Source organism: Paenibacillus xylanexedens (assembly GCF_001908275.1).
In the GTDB taxonomy this organism is placed as follows: Bacteria; Bacillota; Bacilli; order Paenibacillales; family Paenibacillaceae; genus Paenibacillus; species Paenibacillus xylanexedens_A.
The window spans coordinates 1,626,882-1,640,206 of sequence record NZ_CP018620.1; the positions used below are offsets into that span (position 1 = coordinate 1,626,882).

Genomic DNA, 13,325 nt, shown 5'->3' on the forward strand with positions numbered 1-13,325 from the left:
CTGCCCCGGGCCTAGCCCGAGCCCTTAAGCCCCGCCTTGCGGAGCAACAGGGGCCAGGCAGACAGGCGAAGCAGCTGCCCCGGGCCTAGCCCGAGCCCTTAAGCCCCGCCTTGCGGAGCAACAGGGGCCAGGGCAGCCGAGCGAAGCAGCTGCCAACGGGCTTAGCCCGAGCCCTTAAGCCCCGCTTTGCGGAGCAACAGGGGCCAGGGCAGCCAGGCGAAGCAGCTGCCCAGCGGGCTTGCCCCGCAGCGCAGCTGAGCGGGGTTCGCCGACCGATGGCTTGCAGCCAACGGAATCGGCGAACAATCCCGCGAGATCACGCACGAACCAACCATAGCAAGATCACACCAGCCACCTCTGCACCGCTTTTTTTGGCGGGTGTCCAGAGGACCTGCAAAGGTCCTATGGGGTCCTCCCGGGCGGGAGGATTTAGGTGGGGCGAAAAAAAAGGAGATGATTCCACTTGTCTGAAGCATACAAAAAGGCCGGCGTTGATATCGCGGCAGGTAATGAAGCGGTTGAACGGATGAAAAAACACGTGAAGCGTACCTTCCGTCCGGAAGTGATGACAGATCTGGGAGGCTTTGGCGCCCTGTTCGGTTTGAACAAAGATAAATACGATGAGCCGGTGCTTGTATCCGGTACAGACGGCGTAGGCACCAAGCTGAAAATTGCATTTGCCATGGACCGTCACGATACCATCGGAATCGACGCGGTAGCGATGTGTGTGAACGACATTGTGGTACAGGGTGCAGAACCACTCTTCTTCCTTGACTATCTGGCATGTGACAAAGTCATTCCTGAGAAGATTGAAGCTATTGTTGCGGGAATCGCTGAAGGCTGTCATCAATCTGGTTGTGCGCTGATCGGTGGCGAGACGGCGGAGATGCCGGGCATGTACAGTGAAGGCGAATACGATATTGCCGGATTCACGGTGGGCATCGTGGACAAAGCGAAGATCATCAACGGTACAACCATTGCCCCTGGTGACACAGTGATTGGACTGGCGTCCAGCGGTGTGCATAGTAACGGATTCTCGCTGGTACGCAGACTTTTGTTGGAAGATGCGGGACTTGATCTGCATGATGAAGTAGCGGAACTGGGCGGTAAGCTGGGTGATTCCCTGCTGGAACCTACAAAGATCTATGTTAAACCCCTGTTGTCCCTGCTGGAAAAGGTGAAAGTGAAAGGCATGGCACACATTACAGGTGGTGGCTTCATTGAGAATATCCCACGTATGTTGCCGAGCAATGTGAATGTGGATATTGACTACGGCTCTTGGCCGATTCTGCCAATCTTCAACCTGTTACAGGAAAAGGGTGCTGTCTCGAACCGTGACATGTTCACCACATTTAACATGGGTGTTGGGCTTGTACTGGTGGTTAATGAAGCAGATGCAGGGGAAGCACTGCAACAACTGAAAGCATCTGGTGAAGAAGCGTACATCATTGGCCGTGTTACTGAAGGAGATGCGCGAGTAACCTTCACGGGAGCGGATGTTTAATGGCGAACTACCGCATAGCTGTATTTGCCTCGGGTGAAGGGACTAACTTTCAGTCATTGGTCGATGCAGTACGGAATGGTGGGCTGAATGCATCCGTTGATCTGCTCGTGTGTGATAAACCATCTGCACGTGTTGTGCAGCGGGCACAGGACGCAGGCGTGGACTGTCATCTGTTTACTCCGAAAAATTATGCTTCCCGTGAAGCCTATGAGGCAGAGATCGTGGAAGTGCTTGAATCCAAAAAGATCGACTTGGTCGTTCTTGCCGGATATATGAGATTGCTGACTTCTGTTGTGGTGGATCGTTACGCAGGGCGGTTGATTAACATTCATCCTTCCTTGCTACCGGCATTTGCAGGCAAGGATGCGATTGGACAGGCATTGGAATACGGTGTGAAAGTCACGGGTGTGACCGTGCACTTTGTGGACGGAGGCATGGATACCGGACCGATTATTGCCCAGCATCCCGTTCCCATTTTGCCAGAGGATACGCCTGAGTCAATCAGCCGTTCCATTCATGCGGCTGAACAGCAGTTATACCCTGAAGTTGTTTCCTGGTTCGCGCAAGGTCTGGTTCAGTTAGACGGACGTCACGTCACTGTTAACAAACCGGTTTGATATAGTTTTAAACTGTTTCACACATTAACGAAGAGGACAGAAATAAGCTGGAGAAGCAAAGCGCTCGCCTTTATTACTGGTTTTTTACCATTGAGAAATTGTTCAAAAAAATCTAGGAATAACAGCGATCGAAAGATTATTCTGGACTCGTAGTGTTTTAGTGTGAAAATCCATTTATCAACTGTATAACAGAAGTCGAATATTGGTACGCATTTTGTGATATTTCTCGGGAAATAAATCGGCTGTGTTTCGTCATGAAACGCGAAGCCATGGGACATTAAAGGAGGAGCATATTGTGAGTATCAAAAGAGCGCTGGTTAGCGTATCGGATAAAACTGGCATCGTGGACTTTTGCCGCGAGCTGTCGCAAATGGGTGTGGAGATTATTTCGACAGGAGGTACAAGTAGCCTATTGTCGAAGGAAGGCGTACCTGTCATCGGAATTTCGGATGTGACCGGATTCCCGGAAATCATGGACGGACGTGTCAAAACATTACATCCGGCAGTTCATAGTGGGTTGTTGGCTGTGCGTGATAACGAAGAGCACACACGCCAGATGGAAGATCTCGGTCTCGGCTATATCGATCTGGTTGTCGTGAACCTGTATCCGTTCCAAGAGACTATTGCGAAACCGGACGTGGCATACGAAGATGCCATCGAGAACATCGATATCGGTGGTCCAACGATGCTTCGCTCGGCAGCCAAAAACCATGCCTTTGTCAGTGTCGTTGTAGACGCATCTGATTACAGCCAAGTGCTGGAGGAAGTGCGCAACGATGGAGATACCACTCTCGAAACTCGCAAACGGCTTGCGGCAAAAGTTTTCCGTCATACGGCGGCTTACGATGCACTCATCTCCGACTACCTGTCCAACGTAAATGGCGATCCACTGCCAGAGCGTCTGACGGTTACTTACGAAAAACTCCAGGATTTGCGTTATGGCGAAAATCCACATCAGCAGGCGGCATTCTACCGCAAACCGCTGGCTGCTCAAGATACGTTGACAACAGCCGAGCAATTGCATGGCAAAGAGTTGTCTTATAATAACATCAACGATGCGAACGCAGCATTGCAGATCGTCAAAGAATTTGAAGAACCAGCCGTTGTCGCGGTTAAACATATGAACCCATGCGGCGTAGGTATTGGCGCAAGTATCTATGAAGCTTACAGCAAGGCATATGCTGCAGATCCAACGTCTATTTTTGGTGGCATTGTGGCAGCAAACCGCATTATCGACAGCGACACAGCAGGCAAATTGAGCGAGATTTTCCTGGAAATCGTACTTGCTCCTGACTTTACACAAGAGGCTCTCGATATCCTGACGAAGAAGAAAAACATTCGTTTGCTCAAAACGGGTGAGTTGAATGCTGCTCGTAAACGGGAGAGCCAATTCGTGGTAACGTCCATCGACGGTGGTATGATTGTGCAACAGTCCGATGTACACTCCATCGAAGCGAGCGAACTGAACGTGGTAACGGATCGTGCGCCATCGGAAGAAGAACTGAAACAGCTGTTGTTTGGCTGGAAAGTAGTTAAACACGTGAAATCCAATGCGATTGTACTTGCTGCGAATGATATGACGGTAGGAGTGGGCGCTGGACAAATGAATCGTGTGGGTGCAGCCAAAATTGCGATTGAGCAAGCGGGCGAGCAAGCAAAAGGTGCTATTCTGGCATCTGATGCGTTCTTCCCAATGGGTGATACGCTGGAACTGGCAGCAAAAGCCGGAATTACAGCAGTGATCCAACCTGGTGGTTCGATCAAAGACGAAGAATCCATCAAAGTAGCCAATGAATACGGAATTGCCATGGTCTTCACAGGCGTTCGTCACTTCAAACACTAGAACGAAAAAGGTTTAATAAGGGGTGTCGCCAGTCATACTTATGACTTATGGTACACCCCCTCTTTTTTAGGTTTTTCAACACGCATTAGCGTAACAAATCCAGTTATGCACGGAGGGGGAACAGAACGAATGGATATTCTGGTAGTAGGCGGCGGTGGCCGGGAGCATGCAATCATTTGGGCTCTGGCGAAGAGTCCAAAGGTAGACAAGATTCACTGTACACCGGGAAATGCAGGTATTGCTCAGCTCGCTGAGTGTCATGCCATTGCGGTAAATGAATTTGATAAACTAACGGCTCTTGCTGTAGAGCTTAAAGTGGGATTGGTGGTTATTGGTCCGGATGATCCGCTTGCAGATGGGATCGTGGATGCATTTGATTCGACAGGTATTCCGGTATTCGGCCCCCGTCGTAATGCAGCAGAGATCGAAGGAAGTAAAACGTTCATGAAGGACCTGCTGCACAAATATAACATTCCAACCGCAGCCTATGAAAAATTCGACAACTACGAACAGGCTCAAGCATACCTGAATGAGCAAGCAATCCCGGTTGTCATCAAGGCAGATGGACTGGCAGCGGGCAAAGGTGTGACGGTAGCTTATTCGCGTGAAGAGGCTAATCAGGCACTTCGCAGCATCATGGTGGACAAAGTATTTGGTGAAGCAGGAGCCAAAGTGATCATCGAGGAATTCCTCGCAGGGCAGGAAATGTCCATTCTGGCTTTTGTCGATGGGGAGACGGTTCGTCCGATGGCAGCAGCACAGGATCACAAACCTGTATTCGACAATGATCAGGGGCCAAACACAGGCGGTATGGGTACATATTCACCATTGCCACATATCCCTGCTTCTATTATTGAGCAAGCCGTGGAGACGATCATTAAACCAACGGCTAAAGCGATGGTGTCCGAGGGACGTCCATTCCAGGGTGTGTTGTTTGCCGGACTGATGATTTCACCAGATGGTAAACCCAAAACGATTGAGTTCAACGCACGTTTTGGTGATCCCGAAACACAGGTCGTACTGCCACGCTTGAAGAGTGACTTGTTCGATATCTTCTGGGCAACCGTTCATGGCAAGCTGGCTGACATTGAGATTGAATGGAGCGATGAAGCCGCAGTATGTGTGGTACTTGCTTCAGGAGGTTATCCGGGTCCTTATGCCAAAGGCGTAGTCATTGAAGGTCTGGATCAAGTAGATGATGCCGTGGTATTCCACGCAGGTACAGCGCGTAGTGAAGCGGGAGATTGGGTCACCAATGGTGGACGAATCCTGGGCGTAGTTGGCCTTGGTGCGGATATTGCCGAAGCTAGAAACAAAGCCTATGAACAGGCGGAGCGTATCCATTTTGATGGTAAACATCAGCGGACGGATATTGCTGCTAAAGCACTCGTATAGAATGAATATAAGAGCCCGTAAAGATGTATACCGGAAAGGTATTTGCATCTTGCGGGCTCTTTGCTACGTATATAGATGTATCTTGTGCATACAGCGGACTTATTTTATATGGGAAAGACATGGGAAAGATACGAAACAGGATGAAATCAGGCATGTTTAATGCCCTAAATTAAGGGGTAGTATTTTTATAAATTAGACTATACTAAACATGTGAACAATATCACATTATGAGGTAATATCAATCATATTATATAAAGTACGTAACATACATAGAGACTAATTTGTGAACATTATACTGTAAGCTTGTGGCAAACCATAACGTGCAACTGGATGGTTGAGCGGGAAACATGGTATACTTTTCGGAAACAGGAATGAGTACGAGGGGAGGTGGATATCTATTGGGTAGGCGATATTGTAAATTGTCCAAATGGCGAATCTAGGTGGAGTTAAGCGAGGAACAATTGACAGCATGAGGGGTAACCCGATTTGAATGAAGAAGTTTCTGCATGTCATTGACTTCATCTTGAATTCCTGTTTTGGTTTTACAAGGTCAAACGTAAGACTTATACAAAAGATATCATTGAAATCAATTTTATATAAGGCAGACGTCGTGTTGAAAGACTAACAGTTGATGAATGGTTAACACAGTTAACGGATCACGCTGTAACTATCTCTGGAGGTGAATCCCTGAGAACCGGGGAAATCATTGGACATAATTACCATATTGAATATCGTTTTACTTATTATCTTGATTGCATTGACTGCATTTTTCGTAGCATCGGAGTTCGCTGTAGTCAAAATTCGTACATCAAGAGTGGATCAACTGGTCGCGGAGGGCAATAAAAAGGCCGTATTGGCTAAAAAAGTTGTCTCGGACCTGGATTATTATCTGTCAGCCTGTCAGCTCGGTATTACGGTCACTGCACTGGGACTGGGAGCGCTCGGAAAACCGACGGTTGAGAGATTGTTATATCCGGTATTCAATTATTTAGATGTACCTGCTTCAATCTCGTCGATTGCTTCCTATGCGATCGCCTTTATCCTCGTCACGTTCTTGCACGTGGTTGTTGGTGAGATGGCACCGAAAACGTTGGCGATTCAATTCTCAGAAAAACTTACATTAATGCTCGCCCCATCGCTATACTGGTTTGGTAAAATCATGTATCCGTTCATCTGGGCGCTTAATGGAACTTCACGTGTTCTTCTGCGAGGATTCGGTGTAAAGCCTGCCAAACATGATCAAGCCTACTCGGAGGACGAGATCAAAATCATCATGAACCAGAGTTATGAAGGTGACGAGAACAACAAGACCAAGCTTTCATATCTGGAAAATGTATTTGTGTTCGACGAACGTGATGCCAAAGATATCATGGTGCCGCGTACGGAACTGGTGACATTAGATCAGGATATGACCTATGACGATATTATTCCTATATTGGATGAACATAACTACTCACGTTACCCTGTCATCGAGGATGGGGACAAGGACCGCATTATCGGCGTTGTGAATGTGAAAAAGATTTTGCCTGACATGGTTGCTGCAAGATCGTATCAACTGAGCGAGTTCGTTCGTGAGATTCCGTTCGTTTCCGAAGTTACAAGTATCCAGGATGCGATGATTAAAATGCAGCAGGAACGTGTACACATGGCCGTGGTCGTGGATGAATATGGGGGTACCTCGGGTATCATTACGATGGAGGATATTCTGGAGGAACTTGTCGGTGAGATTCGCGATGAATTCGATGCCGATGAGGTGGCTGATATCCAGGAAACCGGAAAGAATCAATATCTCATTAATGGTCGGGTACTTTTGGATGAAGTGGAACGGCAGTTCGGACTTAGCTTTGAAGGAAATGAAGAGATGGATACCGTGGCCGGATGGATTCAATACCAGAAGGGTGTAGGTGTGGAAAAAGGAGACACGGTAGAACACGGCGATTATGTCTGGACCGTTGTCGATACCGAGAACTATCACATCAAACAAGTTCTTCTGGAACGAGTGAGCGGCGCACAGGTTGAGGAAGCGACTAGCGATCTGGCGTGATCTTGGTTGGTTCGATCTGACTGTAATCTAGGCTTTGACTGCCTATTTGGCTACTGCCCTCAGAATTTAAAACGTTTTGGCAACGTAACAGTGTAGGGGACGGAACCGATTCTGAAGAAGCGTAGCGTTCGCGTTTGCAAACCAATTTTAAACCTTTGAAAACAACAATCAGGAAAATTTGGAGGCAATGGCGATCGGAAGAACGAGCCGTCACCGGAACGTCACTCGTGCAAACCTTATTTTAAATTTTAATGGAGGTGAATCCCTCAGGTTGAGGGAAATCATTGGACGGAATAATAGCCTTGAATTTATTTTTAGTAGCCGTATTTATAGGTCTGACAGCCTTTTTCGTTGGAGCCGAATTTGCAATTCTTAAAGTACGGATGTCCCGAATCGATCAATTGATCTCGGAAGGCAACAAAAAGGCAGTACTGGCCAAAAAAGTGGCGCACAACCTGGATTATTATCTGTCGGCATGTCAATTGGGGATTACCATCACGGCGCTGGTATTGGGAGCCTTGGGTGAACCTACTGTTGAGAAAATGCTGCATCCGCTCTTTGAGCGCATGGAAGTGCCGGCGGCATTGTCTACCGTGCTTTCCTATGGTATTGCTCTAGCGATCATTACCTTCCTGCACGTGGTTATTGGTGAATTGGCACCGAAAACGCTGGCGATTCAGTTTGCAGAGAGAATGACGCTGTTGTTGGCACCACCACTGTACTGGTTCGGTAAAATCATGAATCCGTTCATCTATGCGCTGAATGGAGCTGCTCGTCTGTTGCTTGGCATATTTGGTGTAAAACCTGCCGGGCATGATACCGTTCACTCCGAAGAAGAGCTGAAGCTGATTATGGCACAGAGCTACGAGAGTGGCGAGATCAACCAGACGGAGCTGGACTATCTCAAAAACATTTTTGCTTTTGATGAGCGTCTGCTTCAGGAGATTATGATTCCACGAGATAAAATTGTTACTCTGAATAAGGAAATGCCGATTGATCAGATCATTGAGACGCTGAATCGACATGAATACACGCGATACCCTGTTATTGCAAATGGGGATCAGGCACATTTTGTTGGCTTTATTAATACAAAAGAAATGCTGACGAGTGTGGCTGCGGGCAGAGATTTCAATATGGAGACATTTGTTCACAATACGCCGAGTTTCTCCGAGCGTTCTCCAATCAAGGATGTACTGATCCAGATGCAGCAAAGCCGTGTACACATTGCAACCGTGAAAAACGAGGCAGGTGCTACGGTAGGTATGGTTACGATGGAGGATATCCTTGAAGAGATTGTCGGAGATATCAAGGATGAATACGAGCATAAAGATTTGGTGAATCCACCAAAAAGAATGAAACTGGTTTAAGAAGCAGTAATGCAAAAGTAATACAGGTATACGAAGCAACCTAATCAATGGTTCTAATGATAAGCAGGTTCCCGATGTGATCGGGGCCTGCTTTTTGTATTAAATCTTAATTTTAAAATAAAAGCTTGCATAATGTAGTCCAATGGATTAATATAAATTTAAAGAATCTTAAATTAAAGATAAATAATGAAAAGCAATAAATAAAAGAAGCAAAAACAACCTATGATACAACTAAAACCCAAGGGAGTGGAGATTATGTTCAGAACTTCAGGAATTCATCATATTACAGCTTTTGTTGACGATGCGCAGAAAAACGTTGATTTTTATGCAGGTGTGTTGGCGCTCAGACTGGTGAAAAAAACAATTAACTTTGATGCACCGGACGTGTATCACTTGTATTACGGGAATGAGCAGGGTGCACCGGGCACAATCATTACCTTTTTCCCACAGCAAAATTCAAGAAGAGGTGTCATTGGGTCAGGTCAGACTGGAGTTACCGTATATGCGGTTCCTGTAGGAAGCCTGCCTTTCTGGAAAGAACGTCTTGCTTCCTTTGATATTCCATATGAAAATAAAACCAGATTTGGTGAGCAGTACATTCGTTTCTTCGACAAAGGCGGTCTGTTGCTTGAACTGGTTGAACGTGAAGGTGGTCAGCCAAGCAACTGGAGTTTCAACGGTGTGACACCGGAGCATGCCATCAAAGGATTTGGCGGAGCCGTATTGTTCAGCCACGTTCCTGAGAAAACCATGGACGTCTTGGTGAGCAAACTGGGTCTGGAGCAAGTCGGTGAAGAGAACGGACTCCTTCGTCTTCAGGCAAGCGGCGATATCGGTCAGATCATCGATATTCAGTCCACAGGTATCCAACGCGGGATTGGTGGAGCCGGAACGGTCCACCACATTGCATGGCGTGCCAAAGATTACGTGGAGCATGAACAAATTCAGCAGGATCTTGAACAATCCGGATATCATCCAACGCCAGTCATTGACCGTCAATACTTCAACGCTGTGTATTTCCGGGAGCCGGGTGGTATACTGTTCGAACTGGCTACGGATCCTCCGGGATTTGCACGGGATGAACCAGCAGAGAGCATGGGTGAGAAACTGATGTTGCCTGAATGGTATGAACCACAGCGTGAACAGATTGAACAATTGTTGCCACGAATTGAAGTACGTGAATGGAAAGGAGAGTCCAAATCATGACCACAACCAATACAATGAAACATATCTATAAAGCAGGTGCTCAGCCGGATGCGCCAACAATCCTGTTGCTTCATGGCACAGGCGGAACCGAGAACGATCTGATCGGTCTGGCGGAGATGATCGCACCAGGAGCTTGCATACTTGGGGTGCGGGGTAATGTATCGGAGAACGGGATGCCCCGTTTCTTCCGCCGCCTGGCCGAAGGTATTTTTGATGAAGAAGATCTGATTGCTCGTACGGCAGAGCTGGGATCTTTTGTCGATGCAGCTGCGGTGGAATATGGGTTCGATCGGTCCAACGTGTATGCACTGGGTTACTCTAACGGTGCCAACATTGCGGCAAGCTTGATCTTCCATCAAGCAGATGTATTCAAAGGTGCAATCTTGCATCACCCGATGGTACCGCTGCGCGGACTGGAACTGCCGGATCTGAAAGGTCTGCCTGTGTTCATTGGTGCGGGCGAGAACGATCCGATTGTACCAAGACGTGAAACGGAGGAACTTGCTTCGCTGCTAAGCGGTGCAGGTGCCGATGTAAACACACATTGGGAGCGTCAGGGTCATCAATTGACTGGTACCGAAGCAGAAGCCGCGGTAGCTTGGTTTAAGACACAGGCGTAAATTGGGTGGATAGACGGTTATGAAACGTATAGAGACAGCCTGATCGTGAAGATCGGGCTGTTTTTCCTTTTTATTTTGATCATCGTCAGGAAGAAGAAATGATTGACTGGTGTTATGTAACCGTTACTAACCGGGTAAACATTTGAATGTGTGGTAGATAACCTTGTATGCTTAGTGATATAGCTATGTATCAACATCATGAACTGGAGGGGTTAATGTGGAACGTAACATCAAGGAACTGATACAGCAGATGACACTGGAAGAAAAAGCGGGCATGTGTTCGGGACTGGACTTTTGGCATCTGAAAGGGGTGGAGCGTCTTGGCATTCCATCCATCATGGTGACGGACGGACCTCATGGGCTTCGCAAGCAGGATGGGAGTGCGGATCATCTTGGGCTAACGTCGAGTGTGCCTGCAACCTGTTTCCCGTCTGCGGCAGGATTGGCTAGTTCATGGGACAAGGAGCTGGCGCGTCAGGTCGGGGTGGCTTTGGGTGAGGAATGTCAGGCCGAGGATGTAGCGGTATTACTTGGACCGGGTGTAAATATTAAACGTTCCCCGCTGGGCGGACGTAATTTTGAATACTTTTCCGAAGATCCGTTGTTATCTACGCAGATGGCTACCGGTCATATTCAGGGTGTGCAGAGCCAGGGTGTGGGTACGTCTCTCAAACACTTTGCAGTTAATAATCAGGAAGAACGGCGCATGTCGATTGATGCGGTGGTGGATGAACGGACGCTGCGTGAGATCTATCTGGCGAGCTTCGAAGGTGCAGTGAAGGATGGACAGCCGTGGACGGTGATGTGTTCTTACAATAAGGTGAACGGTACGTATGCAGGTGAGAATGAATGGTTGCTTACGGATATTCTGAAAGACGAATGGGGTCACGAAGGTTTTGTGGTATCAGACTGGGGTGCGGTCAATGAACGTGCAGACGCCCTTGCAGCAGGACTGGAACTGGAGATGCCAACAAGCGGTGGAATCGGTGAGCGTAAAGTGATTGATGCCGTAGAGAGCGGACAACTGCCGCTGGACAAGCTGGATCGGGCGGTGGAGCGTCTGCTTACGCTGATCTTTAATACCGTTGATCAAAAGCAAGAAGGGGCTACATATAACAAGGATGAGCATCACCAACTTGCGCGCAAGGTGGCAGCCGAGAGTATGGTTTTGCTGAAAAATGAAGAAGGTCTCCTGCCGCTGGGACGTGAAGGCGAAGTGGCGTTAATCGGGGCATTTGCGCGCAAACCTCGCTTCCAGGGCGGCGGCAGTTCCCATATTAATCCGACCAAAGTGGATGATATTGTGGAAGAGATGACACAGGTGGCTGGCGAAAGTGTAACCTTCTCGTATGCCCCAGGTTATCGGATTGAAGCGGATGATGTGGATGAGACATTGATGCATGAGGCTGTTCAGGCAGCACAGTCAGCGGATACCGCTGTTGTGTTTGTTGGATTGCCGGATCGTTATGAATCCGAAGGGTATGATCGTGCCCATTTGCGTCTGCCTGACAATCATATTCGTCTGATCGAAGAGATTGCAAAAGTACAATCACGTGTGGTTGTGGTGCTGAGCAACGGATCTCCAGTGGAGATGCCTTGGTTGCCGCAGGTGCAAGCGGTGCTTGAAGCTTATCTTGGTGGACAGGCCGTTGGTGGAGCGATAGCTGATCTGTTGTATGGGGAGGTGAATCCGTCCGGTAAACTGGCAGAGACATTCCCTGCCAAACTCAGCCATAATCCGTCTTATCTGAATTTCCCGGGCGAAGGGGATCGTGTCGATTACCGGGAAGGTATAAAAAAGAGCTGGAGCCACTGTTTCCGTTCGGTTATGGACTAAGTTATACGACATTTGAATATGCTGACCTGAAGGTAGATCGCACAGAATTGACCGATCAGGATGAGGTGAATGTGCAAGTAAGGGTCACCAATACCGGTGACAGAGCGGGCAAAGAGATTGTACAGTTGTATGTCAGCGATGTAGAGAGCACAGTTATTCGTCCTGTAAGAGAATTAAAAGGATTTGCGAAGGTGGCCCTTGAACCTGGAGCGTCCAAAGTGGTGAGCTTCACACTAAACAAACGTTCATTCGCCTATTACAACGTAGATATGAAGGACTGGCATGTGGAGACCGGAGAGTTCGAGATTCAGGTAGGCAGTTCCTCACGGGACATTCATGTGCACACACGTGTGAATGTAGAGTCTACAGCGACATTCCTTCCAACCTATACGCGTAATAGTACATTGGGTGATATCCAGCGTGATCCGGCCCATAAACAGCTACTGGACCAGGCTTTGCAACAATTCCAGGAAGCCAGTGGGTTCGGCGGTGATGATGCCGGGGATCATGCAGATATGATGGATGCGATGATGAAATATATGCCGCTGCGAGCACTGGTTGCGTTTAGCGGTGGGGCCATGACGGAAGAAGCGATGAATGAACTTCTGGAGCAGCTGAACAACAAGGATCATGGTATTCGGGGATAAGGGGCTGTGCTCTTAAACCGAGTATTCGTCGATCCTTGGATTAAGCGATTACGATTATGCGATACGTGCAGGAACTGCGCACGAAGCCATAAGAAAGTGCATGAGGGCCAGCCGCATAGTGGCTGGGACAGTACCCGATCCGATCATGGATCGGGTTTTCTTTTTGAATAAGGAAAAAGGGGTGAAAGGAACGGTGGGATGGGGGATGATCCTAGTAACGTGACAGAGGTGACAGGACTGCTCTA

8 protein-coding genes and 1 pseudogene are annotated in these 13,325 nt (G+C 48.1%); all 9 read left to right on the top strand.

Going from position 1 to position 13,325, the window contains the following annotated elements:
- Positions 1-463: 463 nt before the first annotated feature.
- The 9 genes and pseudogenes from purM (at position 464) to BS614_RS07355 (ending at position 13,080) form a co-directional block, all read left to right on the top strand.
- Complete coding sequence (purM, locus tag BS614_RS07315) at positions 464-1,504, top strand: phosphoribosylformylglycinamidine cyclo-ligase (protein WP_074093479.1); 1,041 nt, start codon at positions 464-466, stop codon at positions 1,502-1,504.
- Positions 1,504-2,121 (top strand): phosphoribosylglycinamide formyltransferase, encoded by a 618-nt coding sequence (purN, locus tag BS614_RS07320; RefSeq protein WP_074093481.1) that lies wholly within the window; start codon positions 1,504-1,506, stop codon positions 2,119-2,121. The genes purM and purN overlap by 1 nt, the downstream gene beginning before the upstream one ends.
- A 295-nt stretch (positions 2,122-2,416) precedes the next feature.
- Positions 2,417-3,964, top strand: coding sequence for a bifunctional phosphoribosylaminoimidazolecarboxamide formyltransferase/IMP cyclohydrolase (gene purH / locus BS614_RS07325; protein ID WP_074093482.1), 1,548 nt, complete (start codon positions 2,417-2,419; stop codon positions 3,962-3,964).
- Between the two features lie 129 nt (positions 3,965-4,093).
- Entirely contained in the window at positions 4,094-5,359 is a 1,266-nt protein-coding gene (gene purD, locus BS614_RS07330) for a phosphoribosylamine--glycine ligase (protein ID WP_074093483.1), read from the top strand.
- A gap of 706 nt (positions 5,360-6,065) precedes the next feature.
- Positions 6,066-7,403, top strand: coding sequence for a hemolysin family protein (locus tag BS614_RS07335; protein ID WP_074093484.1), 1,338 nt, complete (start codon positions 6,066-6,068; stop codon positions 7,401-7,403).
- 284 nt (positions 7,404-7,687) lie between these two features.
- Positions 7,688-8,770, top strand: a complete 1,083-nt coding sequence (locus BS614_RS07340; RefSeq protein ID WP_036606063.1) for a hemolysin family protein — start codon at positions 7,688-7,690, stop codon at positions 8,768-8,770.
- A gap of 255 nt (positions 8,771-9,025) precedes the next feature.
- Positions 9,026-9,976: a ring-cleaving dioxygenase gene (locus BS614_RS07345; protein WP_074093485.1), complete on the top strand. Its 951-nt coding sequence runs from the start codon at positions 9,026-9,028 to the stop codon at positions 9,974-9,976.
- A 14-nt stretch (positions 9,977-9,990) separates the two neighbouring features.
- Positions 9,991-10,596: an alpha/beta hydrolase gene (locus BS614_RS07350; protein ID WP_074096725.1), complete on the top strand. Its 606-nt coding sequence runs from the start codon at positions 9,991-9,993 to the stop codon at positions 10,594-10,596.
- 217 nt (positions 10,597-10,813) lie between these two features.
- Positions 10,814-13,080, top strand: a pseudogene (locus tag BS614_RS07355) (beta-glucosidase family protein).
- Positions 13,081-13,325 lie beyond the last annotated feature (245 nt).